This is a genomic window from Methylobacterium sp. Leaf465 (assembly GCF_001424705.1).
Taxonomy (GTDB): Bacteria; Pseudomonadota; Alphaproteobacteria; order Rhizobiales; family Beijerinckiaceae; genus Methylobacterium.
In genome coordinates this window covers 25,309-45,896 of the sequence record NZ_LMRA01000034.1, presented here as the reverse complement: position 1 = coordinate 45,896, position 20,588 = coordinate 25,309, and the positions used below count along the sequence as shown (strand labels likewise).

Below are 20,588 nucleotides of genomic sequence, written 5' to 3'. Positions count from 1 at the left end.
GGCCGCGCCATCCCCTGTTCCGCCATCCCCTGTTCCGCCATCCCCTGTTCCGCCATGGGCTGTTCCGGCGGGGGCGTGCTACAGCGCGTCCGATGGATCATCCCGCTTCCGGCACCAGGCCCCGGCGCCTCGTCCTCCTCGCCCCCGACGATGCCGGGTTCGCCGCCCGCGACCTCCCCCTGGTCGCGGCGGCCCGGGCCGCCGGGCTGTCCGCGACGGTGGTGACGCGGGTGGACGCCCATCGCGGGGCGATCGAGGCGGCGGGCGCCCGGGTGGTGCCCTTCGCGCTGGGGACCTCGCGCATCAACCCGATGGCGGCGGGCTACGAGGCGGGCCAGCTCGCCGGGATCCTGAAGGCCCTGGAAGCCGACCTCCTCCACGCCATCGGCCTCCGGGCGATCGTGGTCGGCGGCACGGCCGCGGCCATGTCGGGGATCGCGGCGCGGATCTACCAGCCCGACGACCTCGCGGCCCTGAACGCCCGCACGGATGCCGCCGGGCGCCTGACGCGCTTCGCCCTGCGCCAGGCGCTGCGGGGCCCCCTCGCCACCCGGACCACCCGATACCTCTGCGCGACCGCGGCCGAGGCCGCCGCCCTGGGGCTCGATCCGGCCGATACGGCGCTGGCACTGGCGGGCGCGGACGGGCTCGCGGCCGCCGCCGGCACCCTCTACGGCGAGTTCGCCCGGGCATGAAATGCCAGGAGGAGCGCGCCAGCATGAGCACGCCAGCATGACGCCGTCGGCCGATCCCCTTGCCTTCATCCGGGCCAACACCCGGCTGCGCCCGGTGCCGCACGCACCCGAGATCGTCCTGCACGTGGCCGACGAGGCCACCGAGCTGTGGCAGAAGACCGAGGACGAGCTGGAGGCGATCGGCCTGCCGCCGCCGTTCTGGGCCTTCGCCTGGGCCGGCGGGCAGGCGCTCGCCCGCTACATCCTCGACAATCCCGGCCTCGTGGCGGGCCGCCGGGTGCTCGATTTCGCCTCGGGCTCGGGCCTCGTCGCCATCGCGGCGGCGCGGTCCGGCGCGGATCATGTCACGGCCAGCGACCTCGACCCCTTCGCGATCCCGGCCATCGGCCTCAACGCGGCGGCCAACGGCGTGGCGGGGCAAATCGAGGCGGTGTCGCGGGACCTCATCGGCACCGATCCGGGCTCCGCCGTCGTGCTCGCCGCCGACATCTTCTACGAGCGGGATCTCGCGGCCCGGGTCACGGACTGGCTGTCCGGCCTGCACGCGGGCGGCGCCACCGTGCTGGTGGGCGATCCCGGCCGCTCCTACCTGCCGCGCGACCGGCTCACCGAACTCGCCACCTACACGGTGCCGGTGAGCCGCTCCCTGGAGGACGCCGAGATCAAGCGCAGCAGCGTCTGGCGCTTCAGCGCCTGAACCGCCTTCAGAACCGGCCGCGGCGCTGCGCGTCGAGGCTCCAGGGGCCGGCGCCGGCGGCGGCGAGGTAGAGGAAGACGAAGCAGAACAGGATCGCGGCATCGCCCCCGTTGAGCGCCGGGAACGGGCTCTTGGGGTGGTGGGCGATGAAGTACGCGAAGGCCATCTGGCCCGAGAGCAGGAACGCCACCGGCCGCGTGAACAGGCCCAGGATGATGAGCGCGCCGCCCAGGGTTTCGAGGATGGCGGCGAACCACAGCAGCGACATCATCGCGGGGGCCGCTCCGCCCCCCATCCGCACGGGAAAGCCGAACAGCTTCTGCGTGCCGTGCTCCAGGAAGAGCAGGCCTGCCACGATGCGCAGGATGCTGAGGAGGCGCGGCGCCCAGGTCGTCGAGAGGCTGGCGAGGGACATGGGCGAGGGGTCTCCGGCGATGGGCCCGCCGCGCGGACGGCGCCCGCGCGAAGCCGTCGAGCCATAGCGCGGGGCAGGGGACGGGGCGAGCCTCGGAGGGCAATCCCGCGGGGATATCCGGCCGCGTGGCCCTGCCTACAGGCCGTCGTCGAAGTCCGGCGGGCCGAGGCGGCGCCAGGCGGCGGCGATGCGCTCGGGCTTGGTGTCGAGGGCCTCGGCGCAGGCGAGGAGCGTCGCCTCGTCACCCATGATATGATCGAGGATGCCCGCCAGGAAGCCGGGATCCTGTGCACTGGCCCGCAGGGTCTCGGGCGTCGCCCCGGTGGCATTGAGGAAGGCGAACAGGCGCTCGTCGTCGGTGGCCATCCAGGCGAGGGCCGCCAGGGCCACGCCCTCGGCGGAGTCGTCTCCGCCATTGGGTTTGCGTTTCGTCAACATGTATCCGCTAAATCTCCTGAGGCGGGGCATGCGTCGAACGACAATGGGCCGTCCACGCACCGGGAACAACGGGCCATGAAGAAGACCGTGCTCATCGTTGAGGACAACGAACTCAATATGAAGCTCTTCAACGACCTGTTGGAGGGCCATGGCTACGCGACGCTCAAGACGGCCAACGGCATCGAGGCGATCGAGCTCGCGCGGGCGCATCGCCCCGACCTGATCCTCATGGACATCCAGCTGCCCGAGGTCTCCGGCCTCGAAGTCACGAAGTGGCTCAAGGAGGACGACGACCTCAAGGCCATCCCGGTGATCGCGATCACGGCCTTCGCCATGAAGGGCGACGAAGAGCGCATCCGCGAGGGCGGCTGCGAAGCCTACCTGTCGAAACCGATCTCGGTGGCGAAGTTCCTCGCCACCGTCCGCCAATATCTCGGCGACGCCAGGACCGCCTGACCCGCCCACCTCGCTCATAGCCTTCCCGATGGCCCGTAGTACGACCCTGCGCGAGGACCGATGTCGGCCCGAATCCTGATCGTCGATGATCTCTTTCCGAACGTGAAGCTCCTGGAGACGAAGCTCTCCATGGAATACTTCGACGTTCTGGCGGCGATGAACGGCCCCGACGCCCTGACGATCTGCGAGAAGGGTCTCTGCGACCTCGTCCTCCTCGACGTGATGATGCCCGGCATGGACGGGTTCGAGGTCTGCCGCCGGCTCAAGAGCAACCCCAACACGGCCCACCTGCCCGTCGTGATGGTCACCGCCCTCGACCAGCCCTCCGACCGCCTGCGCGGGCTCGATGCGGGCGCCGACGACTTCCTGACGAAGCCCATCGACGACACGGCCCTGTTCGCCCGCGTGCGCAGCCTCGTGCGCCTCAAGGCGGTGACGGACGAGCTGCGCTCCCGCGCCATGGCCTCGCGGGATTTCGGGATCGGCGACCCCCTGGCCCTCGCCGCCGCCGAGACCGGCCTCAACGCCTCGATCCTCCTCGTGGAGGACCGCCCCGGCTCGGCAGACCGCCTCGCGGCGGCCCTGGGCCAGCACCACACGCTCACGGTCGAGCCCGACCCGCACAAGGCCCTGGTGCTGGCGGCGGAGGGCACGTTCGACCTGACCCTGGTCAGCCTCGACATCCAGGGCTTCGACGGCCTGCGCCTGTGCAGCCAGCTGCGCTCCCTCGACCGCACCCGCCTGATGCCCGTGATGATGATCGCCGAGGAGCACGACCGCGCCCGGGTGATCCGGGGCCTGGAATTCGGCGTGCACGACTACCTGATGCGGCCCGTGGACCGGAACGAGCTCGTGGCCCGGGTGCGCACGCAAGTGCGCCGCCGCCGCTTCTCGGAGGCCCTGCGGGGCGCCGTCCAGGCCTCGATGGAACTCGCGGTCACCGACGGCCTCACGGGCCTGCACAACCGGCGCTACCTCGACAGCCATCTCGGCGCGCTGTTCGGCGAGGCGGCCCTGCGCAACCGTCCGGTGGCGGCGCTGATGCTCGACATCGACCGCTTCAAGTCGATCAACGACACCTATGGCCACGAGGCCGGCGACGAGGTGCTCAAGGCCTTCGCCGAGCGCATACGCACCCATACGCGCGGCATCGACATCGTGGCCCGCTACGGCGGCGAGGAGATCGTCATCATCCTGCCGGATGCCGAGGCCGAGGGGGCCTACGCCATCGCCGAGCGCATCCGCGAGCGGATCGAGGCGGTGCCGTTCTCCATCCAGCGCGACACCCGCACCGTTCCGGTGACCGTCTCCATCGGCGTGGCCTGGCGCCGGGCCGAGGATGCCGGGCCGGCCGACATGCTCAAGCGGGCCGACCTCGCCCTGTACCGGGCCAAGAGCACCGGCCGGAACCGCGTCGAAGCGGCTGCGGCCTGAAGCCGGGCCGCGCGCCGCCCAAGGCCCTGAAGCCCGCTACTGCAGCTGGTGGCCCTTCTTGGCCATCTCGGCGCGCACCCGGACCATGATGTATTCCGAGACGTCCTGGGTCCAGGTCTGCATCGCCTGGACCATCTCGTCGAGCACCTGCGGCTGGGTCTCGACGTAGCGCTTGCCGGCGGGCGAGCGGAAGAAGGTCGCGATCTCGTTCAGCTCGGCCTCGGACAGGCGCGAGGCGTAGATCCGGGCGGCGGTCTCGATCATCGCCTGCTTCTGCAGCTCCATCTCGGGCTCGAGGGAGGCCAGCACCGTATCGAGGTCCTTGGTGATCTCGGGCCGGGTCACGGCGCCCTGGCGGATGCGGTCGCTGAAGGCCGGGATGATCGAGTCGAACGAGCGGGCGATGCCGGAATTCAGCATGACCTCGCGGGCGAGGGCCAGGTGGTTGGCCGAGTAGGCCGGCGTCTGCGCGGCGGGGGTGCTCGGCGCCGGCGCGGCGGGCGGCTTGGCGCCGGGCTTGGCCGCCGGCGGCTTCTGAGCCGGGGCTTGGGCGTGCACTGGGGCCAGGGCGCCCAGGGGGGCGCTGGCGAGGACGAGGGCGGCCAGGGCGGCGAGGCGGCGGGACATGGCGGACGCTCCGGGAGGGGTTCGGCGAAGGGGAAGACGGAAAGGGAGAGGGATGGGGGCGATCGCCCTCAGACGATTCCGAGCCGGCTCACCACCGCCTGCCCGTCCCGTGCCTCGGCCAGGATGGCTCCGGTGGCGAGGCCGAGGAACAGGCCGTGCTCGACGACGCCCGGCACGGCCCAAAGGGCACCCGACAAGGCCTCGGGGTCCGGGATGCGTCCGAGATGGGCGTCGAGGATGTGGTGGCCGCCATCGGTGACGAAGGGCGCGCCGTCCCGGGCCCGCAGGACGAGCTCGCCGGTGCAGCCGCTCGCCTGCAGGGCGGCGGCCACGGCCCGGCGGGTGGCGCCGAGGCCGAAGGCGTTGACTTCGATCGGCAGGGGAAACGCCCCGAGGGTCTCGACGCGCTTGGCGGCATCCGCGATCACCACCATCCGGTGGCTGGCGAAGGCGACGATCTTCTCGCGGAGCAGCGCGCCGCCGCCGCCCTTCACGAGGCGCATCGCTCCGTCGATCTCGTCGGCGCCGTCGATGGTCAGGTCGAGTTCGGGCAGCGCTTCCAGGGTGGCGAGGCGGATGCCGGCGGCCTCGGCCGCGACCCGTGTCGCCTCGGAGGTGGGCACGCCGACGACGTCGAGGCCGGCCCGGACGCGGGCGCCCAGAAGCTCGACGAAGACGTTGGCGGTGGACCCGGTCCCGATCCCCAGCCGCATCCCGGGCGTGACCAACCCGACCGCGACCTCGGCCGCCGCGCGGCGCAGATCCGGCCCGCTCACGCGACGGCTCCGGCGGCTGGGAAGGGGCGGGCGTGCGGCATGGAACGGCTCGGGCGAAGGGCGAATCGGGCGAAGGGCGAATCGAACGGGGCGAGCCACCGGCCGGCGGACGCGCCCGGTGCCCCTAGCACGCCGGGCCGGAGGGTCCAACGCGGCGTGTCGGGGGCGGCGATCGGCTCAGGGCGCGGTCAGGGACGGGCGCTCTGGGGCGGCGTGGCGCTCGGGCCCACCCGGCCCGGGGCGGCGCCGGTGGCGGGGGCCTCGTCGGCCCCCGGGCTCGCCGGGTTCGCCTGCGCGGTGCAGACCACCGCTTCCTTCTGCAGCTGCACGTAGCAGATGCTCATCTCGCCGGTGCGGTAATTGACCCGGAACACCCCCGCCTCGCGGGTGTGGCGGGAGGCGACTAGGCCGTATTCCGACGGGGCCTGGGCGCTCGCGCCCTCGCCGGCGCCGTAGCAGACGGTGACGCCGACGCTGCCCACCGCGCCCTCGCGCAGGCCGTACTGGCAGGAGGTCACCTCGCCCGTGACCTTGTCGACGCGATAGACCCGGTTGAGGTCGATCTGGGGGGCCGGCACGAACTCGAAGGAGGCCGCCCAGGCCGGCGCGGCGAGGGCCGGGAGCAGGCCGGTCGTGACGACGAGGGCCCGGGCGGGGCGGGCGGACATCGGACGCAGGATCGAACGCATCGGGAGCCTTCGTGAATGCTGAGGTGCGCGGAGCGGTGGGGGTCGGGCGGGAAACGACGCGACCCTAGCGCCGGCTTACGGCGCAACCGTGGCCCGACGGATCGCCGCGCGCGGGAACGCAGGACGCCGCGACGGCGCGGGAAGCAGATCGAAACTGCGCCGCGATCCCGCAGCCGTGCGGTGCCCGCGCGGTGATGCCGCTGGCGTCATTCCGCCAACATGCTAACGGGGTTGGCCATGTTCGACGCCGTCGCCGCCCTCCACGACATCCTCGAGAACCTGGACCGCGACGCCCGCGAGGCGACGCGCCTGCGGGCGGTCCTCGTGCCGGAGCTGCGCCGGGTGATCGAGCTCGGGCGCGCCGATGCCGAGGCGCGGCTCCTGGAGGAGCGCGACGGCATCGCCTGCGCCCAGCGCCTGAGCCGGCTCACCGACGCGGTGATCCGGACCATCCACGACGCGGTGGTGTGGCGGCTCTATCCGAACGACAATCCCTCCACCGGGGAGCAGCTCGCCGTGGTGGCCACCGGCGGCTACGGCCGGGGCACTATGGCCCCGGGCTCGGACATCGATCTCCTGTTCCTGCTGCCCTACAAGCAGACGGCTTGGTCCGAGAGCGTCGTCGAGGCGATGCTCTACGTGCTGTGGGACCTCAAGCTGAAGGTCGGCCACGCCACCCGCTCGGTGGAGGAGTGCCTGCGCGAGGGCCGGGCCGACATGACCATCCGGACCTCGCTCCTCGAGGCGCGCTACCTGTTCGGCACCCGCGCCCTGTTCGAGGAACTCGTCACCCGCTTCGACACCGAGTTGGTGATGTGGACCGCACCGGAATTCGTCGAGGCGAAGCTGCGCGAACGCGACGCGCGGGTCTCGAAGGCGGGGGCCTCGCGCTACCTCGTCGAGCCCAACGTGAAGGACGGCAAGGGGGGCCTGCGCGACCTCAACACCCTGTTCTGGATCGCCAAGTACACCTACCGGGTCCGCGACCAGAGCGAGCTCGTGGCCGCCGGCCTCTTCACGCCGGAGGAGTACCGGGTGTTCGAGCGCTGCGACGAGCTCCTGTGGCGGGTGCGCTGCCACATGCACTTCGTCACCGGCCGGGCCGAGGAACGCCTGTCCTTCGGCCTGCAGCCGAAGATCGCCGAGCGCTTCGGCTACGAGCCGCGCGGCGGGCTCTCCGGCGTCGAGCGCTTCATGAAAGCGTATTTCCTGATCGCCAAGGAGGTCGGGGACCTCACCGCCATCGTCTGCGCGGCGCTGGAGGCGCGCCACGCCAAGCGCACCCCGGTGCTCGACCGCTGGATCGGCCGGTTCCGCGACCGCTTCCGCGCCACCGCCATCGAGGCGGAGGACTTCGTCGACGATCACGGCCGCATCAACCTGCGCGACCCGGACGCCTTCAGCCGAGACCCCGTGAACCTGATCCGGCTGTTCTGGCTCGCCGACCGGCACAACCTGCCGATCCACCCCGACGCCACCCGGGCGGCCAACCGCTCCCTGCGCCTGATCGGCCATTCCCTGCGGGCGGACGAGGAGGCCAACCGGCTCTTCCTCGACATCCTGACCTCGAAGAACTCGCCCGAGACCATCCTGCGGCTGATGAACGAGGCCGGCGTGCTCGGCCGCTTCATCCCGGATTTCGGCCGCATCGTCGCGATGATGCAGTTCAACATGTACCATCACTTCACGGTGGACGAGCACCTGCTGCGCGCCATCGGGGTGCTCTCGGCCATCGAGTCCGGGCGCACCGAGGAGGAGCATCCCCTCGCCACCCGCCTGATCAACACGATCAGCAACCGGCGCGCCCTCTACGTCACGGTACTGCTGCACGACATCGCCAAGGGCCGGCCGGAGGACCATTCCATCGCGGGCGCCGCCATCGCGGAGAAGCTCGGGCCGCGCTTCGGCCTGACGCCGGCCGAGACCGAACTGATGGCCTGGCTGGTGGAGCATCACCTGCTGATGTCGATGACCGCCCAGAGCCGCGACCTCTCGGACCCGAAGACCATCGAGAAGTTCGCCGGCGTGGTGCAGACCCTGGAGCGCCTGAAGCTCCTCACCATCCTGACGGTGGCCGACATCAAGGCCGTGGGGCCCGGCGTCTGGACCGCCTGGAAGGGCACCCTGATCCGCACCCTCTACGACGAGACCGAGGTGGTGCTGTCCGGCGGCCATTCCGAGATCGCGCGCACCGACCGGGTGCGCCTGATCCAGATGGCCCTGCGCGAGCAGCTCAGCGACTGGCAGGCCGAGCTGTTCGACGCCTACGCGGCGCGGCACAACCAGGCCTACTGGCTGAAGGTCGATACCACCCGCCAGTACAAGCACGCGGGCTTCGTCAAGGCGCTGACGGCCGAGGGGCGGACGGTGGCCACCGCCACGGAGACCGACCCGGTCCGCGGCGTCACCGAGCTGACGATCTACTCGCCGGATCATCCGCGCCTGCTCGCCATCGTCACCGGGGCCTGCGCGGCCTCGGGGGGCAACATCGTCGACGCGCAGATCTTCACCACCACGGACGGCTTCGCCCTCGATTCGATCTTCATCTCGCGCGCCTTCGAGCGGGACGAGGACGAGCTGCGCCGGGCCGGCCGCATCACCGCCGCGATCGAGAAGGCGTTGCGCGGCGAGATCCGCATCGCCGACCTCGTGGCCGACAAGCACCCGCCGAGCGAGCGGGCGCGGACCTTCCTGGTGCCGCCGGACATGGCGATCGACAATGCCCTGTCGAGCCGCGAGACCGTGATCGAGATCACCGGCCTCGATCGCCCGGGCCTGCTCTACGAGCTGACCACGGCGCTCAGCCGGCTCAGCCTCAACATCACCTCGGCCCACGTGGCGACCTTCGGCGAGCGGGCGGTGGACGTGTTCTACGTCACCGACCTCACCGGCACCCGGGTGACCCAGCCCGACCGCCAGGTGGCGATTCGGACGGCCGTGATGGAAGTCTTCGCCAGCGACGTGGCCGCCCTCCGGGCCGAGGGACTCGATGCGCTGATCGACTCGCCGCCTCCGCGCGAGGCTTGAGTGGGGCCGGACGGCGCCGCGCGCTTGATTTCAGCGCGTCACCGCCTGATATCAGCGCCAACCCCGACACCGATAGTCTCTGACGAAACCACATGATGGCGAACGACATGCACGATGAGCGGCGCGACCCGGCCCAGGCGGTCGAGGAGACCCCAGGGGCCGCGCAGGCCGAGTCCGCCGGATCCGGCGAGGCGATGCAGGCCGATGCGCTGGCCTCCCTCGTGGCCGAGCGCGACGAGCTGAAGGACCGGGTGCTGCGCACCCTGGCCGAGATGGAGAACCTGCGTCGGCGCACCGAGCGCGAGGTTGCCGATGCCCGCGCCTACGCGGTGACCAACTTCGCCCGCGATCTCCTGAATTCCGCCGACAACATCCGGCGGGCCCTCGAGAGCATTCCCGAAGCGGACCGAGCGAGCGCCGACGGCGCCTTCAAGGCCTTGATCGACGGGATCGAGCTCACCGAGCGCGATCTCGCCAAGACCCTGGAGCGGCACGGCGTCAAGCTGATCGAGCCGAAGGGCCAGCGCTTCGACCCCAACCGCCACCAGGCCATGTTCGAGGTGCCCGACCCGGAGGTTCCCGCCGGCACGGTCGTGCAGGTCATGCAGGCCGGCTACATCATCGGCGACCGCGTCCTGCGCCCGGCGCTGGTGGGGGTGGCCAAGGGCGGCCCGAAGCCGACCGCCGCCAATCCGGGCGACGCCGCCTGAGCGTGGCGCCTGCGACCCTCCCCCCTCTGCGGGGGAGGGGGCCTGCGCAGCAGGCGGGAGAGGGGAAACCCTCGCCGGCACCGTCGCTCCCCTCATCCGACCCGCTTCGCGGGCCATCTTCTCCCGCGGAGGGGAGAAGGACCCTGCGACCGGGTCGAACGGTCGCCCCTACCGCAGCTGCACGCTGTCCACGACCTCGCGGAATTTCGCCAGCACACCCTCGCGCTTCTCGGCCTTCACGACGCCGACGGCGCGCAGGTAGCCGTCCGGCGCGAAGCGGATCGTCTGCGAGATGACCACCGGCGTGCCGGACGCCGTGTCCAACGCACGCGCCACGATCTCGTGCCAGTCGACCCCGTTCTGGCGGTAGCTCTGGGCCCGCTCGATCACGAAGTCCTTCATCGTCTGGTTCGAGTAGAGCGCGGCGCGCGCGAAGGCGTCGCGCTGCTCGGTGGCCGGCGGCGGCTGCACCGCCTGGGCCAGAACCAGGATCGGCTGCTCCAGGCCGAGCATCTCGTCCTTCGTGCCCTGCGTCAGCAGCACCGAATTGCCGGCGAGGACGCGCACCGGACGGAAGCCGGCGTCGTTGCCGATGCGGAAGGGCAGGGCGGCGACCTGCTGCTCCAGGGTCAGCGCCGGCCGGATGTGGATGCCGGTCAGCAGCCGCTTCATGGTCTCCTCGGTCTCGGCATCGGGCGTCGCCTGCGCGATGATGATGCCGGTCACGGTCGGATCGCCGACGAGGAGCATCCACTTCTTGATCGCCGGGGTCCCGGCCGCTTCCACCGCCGGCTGCTCACCTGTGAACAGCACCGCGTCGACGTCGCCCGCCACCTTGATGGCCTGCCGGCTGCTGACGATGAAGCCCTGGGCCTTCAGGTTGGCGTCGGTGAAGTTGGTTTCGAGGTCGGCGAAGGCGTTGGCCGGCAACTCCACCACCGAGACCGTCGCGCCGCCCTCCAGCCGCTCCAGGCCCGAGAAGCGCTTGGAGGAGACCATGTCGGAGGGCGGATCGAAGCCGAAGCGCGAACTCGGCGGGAAGACCGGATCCGCCGCCAGCGCCGGCGCGGCCAGCCCCAGGGCGAGGACCAGGAGGGAAACCGGACGAACGAGGTTACGCAGACGCATCGAATCGATTCTCCGCAAGGCCCCGGTTCGCACCGGGCAGGTCCGCCGGGTCGCCCCTTGCGGGGCAGCCGGCGCTGAGGCTGACCCGATGGGTCGACTCAACACCCCGCCGCTGTCAAGCGCCCGAGGGCCGCGTCACGCGTCGCAGGGTCAGGTTGCAGCGTCCGCCCGGCATGAGGAAATCCGGCAGCGGTCCGGGGGCGGTGCCCTGGAGCAGGTCCGGGGCCTCCGCGACGAGGCGGTCGATTCCGTGATGGATCAGCCGTGCGGGCCCGCCGATCACGAGCGCGTCACCGGCCCGGAGGCGCACCGAGCGGGTCGGGTCCGACCGCCGGAGGCCGCCGTAGCGGAACAGGGCGGTGGAACCCAGCGAGAGCGAGAGGACGGGCGCGTCGAGGGCGTCCTCGTCCCGGTCCTGGTGCGGGCCCATGCGGGCGTCGGCCTCGTACAGGTTGACGAGGCAGGCCTCGGGCGGAGCGCCATACCCCGACAGGGCGTCCCAGGCGGCCCGCGCCGTGGGCGGGATGTCCGGCCAGGGGGTCTCCGTCACGGGATGGCGCGCCTGGTAGCGGTAGCCCGCCCGGTCGGAGACCCAGCCGAGGGGGCCGCAATTCGACATCCGCACCGAGAAGGGCCGGTCGGTGCGGGGCATCCGCGGCGTGTAGGGCGGGGCGACCCGCAGCGCCGTCGCGAGTTCGGCGGCGAGGCGCGCCTGCGCCGCCGCGTCGAGGTAGCCCGGCCAATGGAGCAGGCCGGGAACGAGGACGATCCCGGCCGGATCACGGGACGCCATCGGTGCCGCGGTCAGACCTTGTGGTCGATGTCGTGCTCCAGCACCGTCTTGCTCTCCACCGTGGTGTCGGCCTTGAGCTGGTAGACGAGCGGGATGCCGGTGGCGATCTCGAGGCTGGCGATGGTCTTCGTGGTCATGCCGTCGAGCACCATCACCAGGGCGCGCAGGGAGTTGCCGTGGGCCGCCACCAGCACGCGCTCGCCCGCCATGACGCGGGGCAGGATGAACTGGATGTAGTAGGGCAGGACGCGCGCGGCGGTGTCCTTCAGGCTCTCGCCGCCGGGCGGCGGCACGTCGTAGGACCGGCGCCACTGGTGCACCTGGGCGTCGCCCCAGCGCTCGCGGGCGTCGTCCTTGTTGAGGCCGGAGAGGTCCCCGTAATCGCGCTCGTTCAGCGCCTCGTTGCGGATCGTCTCGACCCCCTCGAGGTCCATCTCCTCCAGGATCAGCGCGCAGGTGCGCTGGGCGCGCTTCAGGTTGGAGGTGAAGGCCACGTCGAAGCCGTAGCCCTGCTCCTTGAGCCAGCGCCCGGCATTGCGGGCTTCCTCGACGCCGAGATCCGTCAGCTCGGGATCACGCCAGCCCGTGAACAGCTTCTTGAGGTTCCATTCGCTCTGGCCATGGCGAGCGAGGACGAGAAGGCGATCCATCGGGCGATGATCCTCTTGGTCTTTGAGAGGGCACGGCCTCGGCGGAGGCACGGGCGAAGGGCGATGTTGCAGCGCAGCGAGCGCGCATCGGGCGGCTCATGCGCGCGTGAGTCTGAACGTCAGATGACGAAACGTCTCCGCCGGGTGTGGGCTCCGTCGGAAAGCCCGGAGACGTCTGACACCGGGAGACCGTCCTGAAGTCCGCGTGTCTCTGAAGCCCGAAGGTCTCCTAAAGCCCGAGGACGTCGTCCATCCCGTAGAGGCCGGGCGGCTTGGCGAAGGCCCAGAGCGCGGCCCGCACGGCGCCGCGGGCGAAGATCGCCCGGTCCTCGGCGTGGTGGCCGACGGTGATCCGCTCGCCCGGGCCGGCGAAGACCACGCTGTGGTCGCCCACCACCGTGCCGCCGCGCAGGGTGGCGAAGCCGATGTCGCCGGGCCGGCGCGGGCCGGTGTGTCCGTCGCGGGTGGAGACCCGGGTGTCGGCGAGCGCGACCCCACGCCCCTCCGCCGCGGCCTCCCCGAGGAGGAGGGCGGTGCCGGAGGGGGCGTCGACCTTCATGCGGTGGTGCATCTCGACGATCTCGATGTCGAAATCCTCCCCGAGGGCCGCCGCCATCCGGCGCACGAGGCCGGCGACGAGGTTGACCCCGAGGGACATGTTGCCCGAGCGCACGATGCGGGCATGGTGGGCGGCCGCCGCGAGCTTGGCGAGATCGGCCTCCTGCAGGCCCGTGGTGCCGACCACGTGGACGATGCGGGCCTGCGCGGCGAGCTCGGCGAAGAAGGTGGTGGCGGCGGGCGCCGTGAAGTCGAGGACGCCCTCGGCCGCCGCGAAGATCGGCAGCGGATCGTCCGTCACCGCGACGCCGAGGGGCGCCAAGCCCGCGAGCGTGCCGGCATCCTGCCCCAGCGCGGGGGAGCCCGCGCGCTCGATGGCGCCCGAGAGCGTGCAGCCCTCGGTCTCCGCCACCGCGCGGATCAGCATCCGCCCCATGCGCCCGTCGGCGCCGACCACCACGAGCCGCATCGTCCTCAGCCTCCAGAGCGTGTCGCCAACTGGCGCGTCCGCGTTGCGGTACAGCCTCCGGCCGGACCCGACAAGGATCAGCGCCCCGCCTGCGCCAGCAGGGGGCCGAGCACGTCCGTGACGCCGTTCACGGTGATCTGGGTGCCGACGCAGAGGAGCAGGAAGGCGAAGAGGCGCCCGAGCACCCGCGCGCCGACGGGGCCGATCCAGGTCACCACCCGGTCGGCCGAGCCGTAGGTGAAGCGCACGAGCACGGCGATGGCGAGCGCTGCCAGGGACATGCCCACGTAGAAGCCGATCCGGTCGGGGCCCGGTGCCGGGCGGTTGGAGCCCAGCGCGATCGCCACCGCGATGGTGCCGGGTCCGGTGGTGAAGGGCAGGGTCAGGGGAAAGAACGCGATCTCGGCCAAGTTCCCGGCCGAGTTCCCGGCCGAGTTTCCGGCCGGTTCCCGGGTCGCCTCCGCCTGCTTGCGTGCCTCCCGCGCCTCGGGCGCCGTCAGGAGGGTCCAGGCCGAGGCCGCCACCACGAGGCCCCCGGCGATGCGCAGAGCGGCCAGGGAGACGCCGAAGAAGTTCAGGATCGGCGCACCGGCCCAGAGCGTCGAGAGCATGATCAGGGCGGCGTAGAAGCCGATGCGCCTGGCGAGCTCCAGGCGCTCGGCATGGGAGTTCAGGGCGGTCACCTGCGCGAAGATCAGCGACGAGCCGACCGGGTTCACGATGGAGAACAGCGAGGAGAAGGCGAGCACGAAGCTCTGCAGCGCCGCCTCGGGCGCAATCAGACTCAGCATCCGCTCAGCCCGGTGAGGGGGCGGGCACCAGCACGCGGGCCGGTGCGAGGCGGGCCACCTTGCGCACCCGGCGCACGGCGACGGGGCGGTAGAGCTGCTTGGTAGCGTCGACCACGTGCAGCCCGGCGAAGGGCAGCGACAGGCTCGTGCCCATCCGTTCCCAGGCCCCGGCCGTGCGCAGCAGCAGCCGGTTCTCCACCGGGGGCATGTAGAGGGTCTCGGCCCAGCCCTCGGGAGAGAACTGGGTGGTGCGCATCAGCCGGGCGAGTTGCGAGCGGCTGTAGGGCTGGCCATGCCCGAAGGGGGTCGCGTCGCGCCGGGCCCAGACGCCCCGGCGGTTCGGCACCACCAGGATCATGCGCCCGCCCGGCGTCAGCACCCGCCAGACGTCCTGCAGGAGTTCGGTCGGGCTCTCGACGGATTCCAGCGCATGGACGAGGATCACCCGGTCCACGGCCGCCTCCGGCAGGGGCATCATGGTCGGGTCGGCCAGCGCCGAGCAGGAGCGGCCGCTGCCGGGCCAGTTCACCACCCCCTGCGTCGCCGGCATGAAGGCCAGCGTCCGTTCGGCGATGACGTGGACGGGGCCGAGATAGGGCGTGGCGTAGCCGAGCCCGAGGACCCGCAGGCCGGAGACCGAGCCGAGGAAGCCGTGGATCGCGCGCGCCACGATGCGGTGCGTCACCCCCCCGAGGGGGCTCGCATAAAAGGCGCGCAGATCGGTGACGTCGAGGCGCATGGCTCGGGTTTCGGTACGATCGCGCGGCTCGGGTCGGGGTCGGCTCGGAGACGCGCGACGAGAAAGGCTCACCCGCATCAATGGGGGCCGACGCCCGGCCCGACAAGCCCGGATCGGCGGAAGGCCCGGGAAGGCCGGGGGAAACGGCCCCTGGACCTGTCTCCGCCCGCACCCATCTTCGTGTGCCGCAGCGATGGTCCGCCGCGCGCCGCGCCGGCGCGGCCATTCCCCGTCCGGAAGGAAGCCCCATGACCGCCCCGAAGCCCGAGATCCGCACCTTCCTGTGCCGCAGCGACAATATCGGGGTCCTGATCCGCGATCCCGCCACCGGCGCCTGCGCCGCCATCGACGTGCCCGAGGCCGGCCCCGTGCTGGCGGCCCTCGACGAGACCGGCTGGACCCTCACCGACATCCTCGTCACGCATCGGCATGCCGACCACGTGGAGGGCATCCCGGAGGTGAAGCGCCGCACCGGCGCGCGGGTGACGGCGCCCCTGAAGGCCGGTGACGCCGTGCCGGAAGTCGACGCCACGGTCGCGGAGGGCGACGCGGTCCGGGTCGGCGACCTCACGGCGCGGGTCTGGGAGACGCCGGGGCACTGCGCCGACCATGTCACCTACTGGTTCGAGGAAGCGGGCGCGGTCTTTGCCGGCGACACCCTGTTCACCCTCGGCTGCGGCCGGGTGATGGAGGCGGAGCCCGCCACCCTGTGGCGCTCCCTGGAGCGCTTCCTGCCGCTGCCCGACGAGACGCAGGTCTACAGCGGCCACGACTACGTGCTCTCCAATGCGCGCTTCGCGCTGGCGGCCGAGCCCGGCAACGCCGCCCTCGCCGTCCGGGCCGCCGAGGCCGAGCGTGCCAGGGCGGAGGGCCGCTTCCTGATTCCCACCACCCTGGGGGCCGAGCGCGCGACCAATCCGTTCCTGCGCGCCGGCGAGCCGAGTCTCGCTCAAAGCGTGGATCTGGCCCCCGGCACCCACCCGTCGGTTGTCTTTGCCGCACTGAGGGCCTGGAAGAACCGGTTCTGAGTCGTTAAAGGGGCGTTACAGCGGGGCTGGTGCTGTCATTGATCTTGGCCTCGTTGGACGATCCGGGGGGAAAATCCGCTTCTCGCGAAGCGGCTCCGCCCAGAAGGGTCCGTCCTGTCCATCCACGAGCCCCGGTGTCCAATTTGATGCAGCCGCCCGGCCCGCCCTTCGCCTTCGGGCACGAGATCGACCTCGGCGAGAGCCGGGGAAGCGAACCTTCGGACGACCGGAAAGCCCCGGAGGGCGCCGTCCGCATCACGGTGCCGCGCGTCGCGCGTCCGGCACCGCGGGCTGCGGCTCCCCTGGCCGTCGATGCGCGGCTGCTCGCCGTCGCCACGGAGCACCTGCGGCGCCTCGGTCCCAAGCGGGTCACCGTGGTGGCCGTCGCCGCCGAAGCGGGCATGACGCATGCCAACGTCTACCGCTACTTCCCGTCGAAGGACGCGCTCCTCGATGCCGTGGCAGGGCGCTGGCTGCGCGACGTCGAGGCGGAACTCGCCCGCATCGCCGATGCGCCGGACCCGGCCGACGACAAGATCGAACGCCTGCTCACCGCCCTGGCCAGCGTCCAGCGCGAGACCCTGGTTCACGAGCCGAATCTCTTCGCCGTCCATCTCGATGCCACCGTGGGCGCCCGGCCCATCGCCCGGCGTCACCGAGTCCGGCTGCGCAGCCTAGTCGAGCGGGTTGTCGAGGAAGGGATCGGGGCCGGTGCCTTCATCGCCCGCGACCGCGAGCGGGCCATCGCCCACATCTTCGACGCCAGCTACCGCTTCACGCATCCGCTGGCGATTCAGCACGATGCCGACCTGCCGCGCGACCTCGTGGAAGCCCGCCTCGGCGCCGTGATTCTCGCGATCCAGAAGGTGCTGCGGACCGGTACCCTCTGAGGCTAAGTGACAGAATTTTTCGTCTGTCACTTGAGGCGCGCTGCCGGGCAGGATCGCTCTCCGTTCGTCTAATTCCTTATCGCGCTTACGCTTTTTCTCGCCCTCGCCGATGCGAAGGCGCCCCCGCCTTGGCCCGAACCCTGCTTTGACGTTCGTGCCTCGGTTGAAGCCCTGGGCCTTTTCGGCCACACACCGCCGCAGCAACGCGCCGGTGGTTTTCAAGCCTCCCAGCGCCGCGACCGCCACGCAAGGACCGGAGGTTCGTTTCCCCCATGGCACGCAGCAAGATCGCGCTCATCGGCGCTGGACAGATCGGTGGAACCCTCGCGCACCTCGCCGGCCTGAAGGAGCTCGGCGACGTCGTGCTGTTCGACATCGCCGACGGCGTCCCGCAGGGCAAAGGTCTCGACATCGCGGAATCCGCGCCCGTCGACGGCTTCGATGCGACCTACACGGGGGCCAGCGACTATGCGGCGATCGCCGGCGCCGACGTGGTGATCGTCACCGCCGGCGTGCCGCGCAAGCCCGGCATGAGCCGCGACGACCTGATCGGGATCAACCTGAAGGTCATGGAGGCCGTCGGCACCGGCATCAAGCAGCACGCGCCGGACGCCTTCGTCATCTGCATCACCAATCCCCTCGACGCGATGGTCTGGGCCCTGCAGAAGTTCTCCGGCCTTCCCACCCACAAGGTGGTCGGCATGGCCGGCGTGCTCGATTCCGCCCGCTTCCGCCACTTCCTGGCCGACGAGTTCAAGGTCTCGGTGGAGGACGTCACCGCCTTCGTGCTCGGCGGCCACGGCGACGACATGGTCCCGCTGGTGCGCTACTCCACGGTGGCCGGCGTGCCGCTTCCCGACCTGGTCAAGCTCGGCTGGACCACCCAGGAGAAGCTCGACGCCATGGTCGAGCGCACCCGCAAGGGCGGCGGCGAGATCGTCAACCTGCTCAAGACCGGCTCGGCCTTCTACGCCCCCGCCGCCTCCGCCATCGCCATGGCCGAGAGCTACCTGCGCGACAAGCGCCGCGTGCTCCCCTGCGCCGCCTACCTCAACGGCGAGTACGGCGTCTCCGACATGTATGTCGGCGTCCCGATCGTGATCGGCGCCAACGGCGTCGAGCGCGTCCTCGAGGTCGACTTCAACGGCGACGAGAAGGCGATGTTCGACAAGTCGGTCGGTGCCGTGAAGACCCTGATCGAGGCCTGCAAGGGCGTGAACCCCGCGCTGGCCTAGTTCGACCGTCATTCCGGGCCGCCGACGCGGCGGGCTGGATCGCAACCTGTGTTTCTGGATCCCGGGTTCCGCTCTGCGGCCCCGGGATGACGTTGAGGGTCTCATCCATGAACATTCACGAGTACCAGGCCAAGGCGGTGCTGAAGGAATTCGGTCTGCCCGTCTCGCGCGGCGTGCCGATCTTCAAGCCCGAGGAGGCCGAGGCGGCCGCCAAGGAACTCGGCGGCCCGGTCTGGGTGGTGAAGTCGCAGATCCACGCGGGCGGTCGCGGCAAGGGCACCTTCAAGGGGGCGCCAGCCGGCGCCAAGGGCGGCGTGCGCGTCACCAAGTCCCTCGACGAGGTGAAGCAGTTCGCCGGCGAAATGCTGGGTCAGACCCTGGTCACGATCCAGACCGGCGAGGCCGGCAAGCAGGTCAACCGGCTCTACATCGAGGAGGGCGCCCAGATCGAGGCGGAGTTCTACCTCTCGATGCTGGTCGACCGCGAGACCGGCCGGGTCGCCTACGTCGTCTCGACGGAAGGCGGCATGGACATCGAGACGGTGGCGCACGACACGCCGGAAAAGATCGTCACCTTCTCCGTCGATCCCGCCACGGGCGTAATGCCCCATCACGGCCGCCTCGTCGCCAAGACGCTCGGCCTCACGGGCGCCCAGGCCAAGGAAGCCGGCGACCTCACCACCCGGCTCTACCAGGCGTTCACCGCCAAGGACATGAGCATGCTGGAGATCAATCCGCTGGTGCTCACCGGCGACGGCCACCTCAAGTGCCTCGACGCCAAGATCTCCTTCGACTCGAACGCCCTCTACCGCCACCCGGACATCGTGGCCCTGCGCGACGAGACCGAGGAGGACGCCAAGGAGATCGAGGCCTCCAAGTACGATCTGGCCTACATCGCCCTCGACGGCACCATCGGCTGCATGGTCAACGGCGCAGGCCTCGCCATGGCGACGCTGGACATCATCAAGCTCTACGGCGAGGAGCCGGCGAACTTCCTCGATGTCGGCGGCGGCGCCTCGGAGGAGAAGGTCACGGCGGCGTTCAAGATCATCACCGCCGATCCGCAGGTGAAGGGCATCCTCGTCAACATCTTCGGCGGCATCATGAAGTGCGACGTGATCGCCAACGGCGTGATCGCGGCGGTGAAGGCGGTCGGCCTGCAGGTGCCCCTGGTGGTGCGCCTGGAGGGGACCAACGTCGAGAAGGGCAAGGAGATCATCCGGAATTCCGGCCTGAACGTGATCCCCGCCGACGACCTCGACGACGCCGCGCAGAAGATCGTCGCCGCCGTGAAGAAGGGCTGAGAGACCCCATGTCCATCCTGATCGACGCGAACACCAAGGTCCTCTGCCAGGGCTTCACCGGCAAGAACGGAACCTTCCACTCCGAGCAGGCCATCGCCTACGGCACCAGGATGGTCGGTGGCACCAGCCCGGGGAAGGGCGGCTCCAAGCACCTCAACCTGCCGGTCTTCGACACGGTGGCGGAAGCCCGCGAAGCCACGGGCGCCGACGCATCTGTCGTCTACGTGCCGCCGCCGGGGGCGGCGGACGCGATCTGCGAGGCGATCCAGGCGGAGATCCCGCTCATCGTCTGCATCACGGAGGGCATTCCGGTGCTCGACATGGTGCGGGTCAAGCGCGCGCTCGAAGGCTCGAAGTCCCGCCTCGTCGGCCCGAACTGCCCCGGCATCGTCACCGCAGGCCAGTGCAAGATCGGCATCATGCCGGCCAACATCTTCAAGCCGGGCTCGGTGGGCATCGTCTCCCGCTCCGGCACGCTGACCTACGAGGCCGTGTTCCAGACCACGAATGCCGGCCTCGGCCAGACCACCGCGGTGGGCATCGGCGGCGACCCGGTGAAGGGCACGGAGTTCATCTCCATGCTCGAGCTGTTCCTCGCCGACGACAAGACCGAGTCGATCGTCATGATCGGCGAGATCGGCGGCTCGGCCGAGGAAGAGGCGGCGCAGTTCCTGGCCGACGAGGCCAAGCGCGGCCGCAAGAAGCCCATGGTCGGCTTCATCGCCGGCCGCACGGCGCCTCCGGGCCGTCGCATGGGGCACGCGGGCGCCATCATCTCGGGCGGCAAGGGCGGCGCCGAGGACAAGATCGCCGCGATGGAAGCGGCCGGAATCCGGGTCTCGCCTTCGCCGGCGCGCCTCGGCAGCACCCTCGTCGAGGTTCTGCGCGGCTGACACGCGCGGGACGCGGGCCTCGCGTTGGTCGACGTTCAGGTCCGCGACCCCATCTGACGAACGAGCGACGCGAGCCCGAGGAGGCCCGCGTCTTTCCCGGTACATCCGATCCCGGCCGCGATCCGCGCGGATGGGGTCGGGCAGGG

Annotated in this window: 22 protein-coding genes; 11 read left to right on the top strand and 11 right to left on the bottom strand. The window is 71.1% G+C overall.

Features of this window, described 5'->3' with window-relative positions:
- The first annotated feature begins 92 nt into the window (after positions 1–92).
- Entirely contained in the window at positions 93–695 is a 603-nt protein-coding gene (locus ASG51_RS15325) for a hypothetical protein (protein ID WP_056218248.1), read from the top strand.
- 37 nt (positions 696–732) lie between these two features.
- A complete protein-coding gene (locus ASG51_RS15320) occupies positions 733–1,392 on the top strand; it encodes a methyltransferase (protein ID WP_056351703.1) in 660 nt (219 codons plus the stop codon).
- 7 nt (positions 1,393–1,399) lie between these two features.
- On the opposite strand, the gene ASG51_RS15315 is transcribed toward ASG51_RS15320, so the two are convergent.
- Together ASG51_RS15315 and ASG51_RS15310 are read right to left on the bottom strand one after the other, a co-directional pair.
- Positions 1,400–1,807 carry a DoxX family protein gene (locus tag ASG51_RS15315; RefSeq protein ID WP_056218242.1) on the bottom strand — a complete coding sequence of 136 codons (408 nt, stop codon included), beginning with the start codon at positions 1,805–1,807 and terminating at the stop codon, positions 1,400–1,402.
- Positions 1,808–1,942: 135 nt separating this feature from the next.
- On the bottom strand, positions 1,943–2,245 hold the full coding sequence (locus ASG51_RS15310; protein WP_056218239.1) for a DUF3572 domain-containing protein: 303 nt from the start codon (positions 2,243–2,245) through the stop codon (positions 1,943–1,945).
- Positions 2,246–2,320: 75 nt separating this feature from the next.
- On the opposite strand from ASG51_RS15310, the gene ASG51_RS15305 reads away from it, so the two are divergent.
- Positions 2,321–2,701 (top strand): response regulator, encoded by a 381-nt coding sequence (locus ASG51_RS15305; protein ID WP_055946254.1) that lies wholly within the window; start codon positions 2,321–2,323, stop codon positions 2,699–2,701.
- 60 nt (positions 2,702–2,761) lie between these two features.
- On the top strand, positions 2,762–4,135 hold the full coding sequence (locus ASG51_RS15300; RefSeq protein WP_056218237.1) for a PleD family two-component system response regulator: 1,374 nt from the start codon (positions 2,762–2,764) through the stop codon (positions 4,133–4,135).
- Positions 4,136–4,171: 36 nt separating this feature from the next.
- Here ASG51_RS15300 and ASG51_RS15295 read toward each other — a convergent pair whose 3' ends face one another.
- From ASG51_RS15295 to ASG51_RS15285, 3 genes are all read right to left on the bottom strand, one after another.
- Complete coding sequence (locus tag ASG51_RS15295) at positions 4,172–4,762, bottom strand: DUF2059 domain-containing protein (RefSeq protein ID WP_056218234.1); 591 nt, start codon at positions 4,760–4,762, stop codon at positions 4,172–4,174.
- Positions 4,763–4,830: 68 nt separating this feature from the next.
- A complete protein-coding gene (rpiA, locus tag ASG51_RS15290; protein WP_056351700.1) occupies positions 4,831–5,538 on the bottom strand; it encodes a ribose-5-phosphate isomerase RpiA in 708 nt (235 codons plus the stop codon).
- 188 nt (positions 5,539–5,726) lie between these two features.
- On the bottom strand, positions 5,727–6,206 hold the full coding sequence (locus ASG51_RS15285) for a hypothetical protein (RefSeq protein ID WP_156389759.1): 480 nt from the start codon (positions 6,204–6,206) through the stop codon (positions 5,727–5,729).
- A 258-nt stretch (positions 6,207–6,464) separates the two neighbouring features.
- Between ASG51_RS15285 and ASG51_RS15280 the strand changes: the two genes are divergently transcribed.
- Entirely contained in the window at positions 6,465–9,254 is a 2,790-nt protein-coding gene (locus ASG51_RS15280) for a [protein-PII] uridylyltransferase (protein ID WP_056219367.1), read from the top strand.
- Between the two features lie 92 nt (positions 9,255–9,346).
- A complete protein-coding gene (gene grpE, locus ASG51_RS15275) occupies positions 9,347–9,964 on the top strand; it encodes a nucleotide exchange factor GrpE (protein WP_056351697.1) in 618 nt (205 codons plus the stop codon).
- A 168-nt stretch (positions 9,965–10,132) separates the two neighbouring features.
- Here the strand turns inward: grpE and ASG51_RS15270 are convergent, their stop codons facing one another.
- From ASG51_RS15270 to ASG51_RS15245, 6 genes are all read right to left on the bottom strand, one after another.
- Positions 10,133–11,092: a hypothetical protein gene (locus ASG51_RS15270; RefSeq protein ID WP_056381738.1), complete on the bottom strand. Its 960-nt coding sequence runs from the start codon at positions 11,090–11,092 to the stop codon at positions 10,133–10,135.
- A 115-nt stretch (positions 11,093–11,207) separates the two neighbouring features.
- Positions 11,208–11,885, bottom strand: coding sequence for an alpha-ketoglutarate-dependent dioxygenase AlkB (locus ASG51_RS15265; RefSeq protein ID WP_056381737.1), 678 nt, complete (start codon positions 11,883–11,885; stop codon positions 11,208–11,210).
- Between the two features lie 11 nt (positions 11,886–11,896).
- Positions 11,897–12,535 carry a 2,3-bisphosphoglycerate-dependent phosphoglycerate mutase gene (locus ASG51_RS15260; protein ID WP_056218219.1) on the bottom strand — a complete coding sequence of 213 codons (639 nt, stop codon included), beginning with the start codon at positions 12,533–12,535 and terminating at the stop codon, positions 11,897–11,899.
- A gap of 229 nt (positions 12,536–12,764) precedes the next feature.
- Positions 12,765–13,562, bottom strand: coding sequence for a 4-hydroxy-tetrahydrodipicolinate reductase (dapB, locus tag ASG51_RS15255; RefSeq protein WP_056276556.1), 798 nt, complete (start codon positions 13,560–13,562; stop codon positions 12,765–12,767).
- Positions 13,563–13,639: 77 nt separating this feature from the next.
- A complete protein-coding gene (locus ASG51_RS15250) occupies positions 13,640–14,353 on the bottom strand; it encodes a MarC family protein (protein WP_056276559.1) in 714 nt (237 codons plus the stop codon).
- A 4-nt stretch (positions 14,354–14,357) separates the two neighbouring features.
- Positions 14,358–15,092, bottom strand: a complete 735-nt coding sequence (locus tag ASG51_RS15245; protein ID WP_056218206.1) for a class I SAM-dependent methyltransferase — start codon at positions 15,090–15,092, stop codon at positions 14,358–14,360.
- Positions 15,093–15,340: 248 nt separating this feature from the next.
- Here ASG51_RS15245 and gloB point away from each other — a divergent pair, with 248 nt between their 5' ends.
- The 5 genes from gloB (at position 15,341) to sucD (ending at position 20,442) form a co-directional block, all read left to right on the top strand.
- The gene (gene gloB, locus ASG51_RS15240) at positions 15,341–16,120 is read left to right on the top strand and encodes a hydroxyacylglutathione hydrolase (protein WP_056351679.1); all 780 of its coding nucleotides are present in this window, start codon (positions 15,341–15,343) and stop codon (positions 16,118–16,120) included.
- Between the two features lie 260 nt (positions 16,121–16,380).
- The gene (locus ASG51_RS15235) at positions 16,381–17,010 is read left to right on the top strand and encodes a TetR family transcriptional regulator (protein ID WP_338011819.1); all 630 of its coding nucleotides are present in this window, start codon (positions 16,381–16,383) and stop codon (positions 17,008–17,010) included.
- Positions 17,011–17,282: 272 nt separating this feature from the next.
- Positions 17,283–18,245 carry a malate dehydrogenase gene (mdh, locus tag ASG51_RS15230; RefSeq protein ID WP_056218199.1) on the top strand — a complete coding sequence of 321 codons (963 nt, stop codon included), beginning with the start codon at positions 17,283–17,285 and terminating at the stop codon, positions 18,243–18,245.
- 107 nt (positions 18,246–18,352) lie between these two features.
- Complete coding sequence (gene sucC / locus ASG51_RS15225) at positions 18,353–19,549, top strand: ADP-forming succinate--CoA ligase subunit beta (RefSeq protein WP_056276566.1); 1,197 nt, start codon at positions 18,353–18,355, stop codon at positions 19,547–19,549.
- Positions 19,550–19,557: 8 nt separating this feature from the next.
- The gene (sucD, locus tag ASG51_RS15220; protein ID WP_056218190.1) at positions 19,558–20,442 is read left to right on the top strand and encodes a succinate--CoA ligase subunit alpha; all 885 of its coding nucleotides are present in this window, start codon (positions 19,558–19,560) and stop codon (positions 20,440–20,442) included.
- The last annotated feature ends 146 nt before the right edge of the window (positions 20,443–20,588 follow it).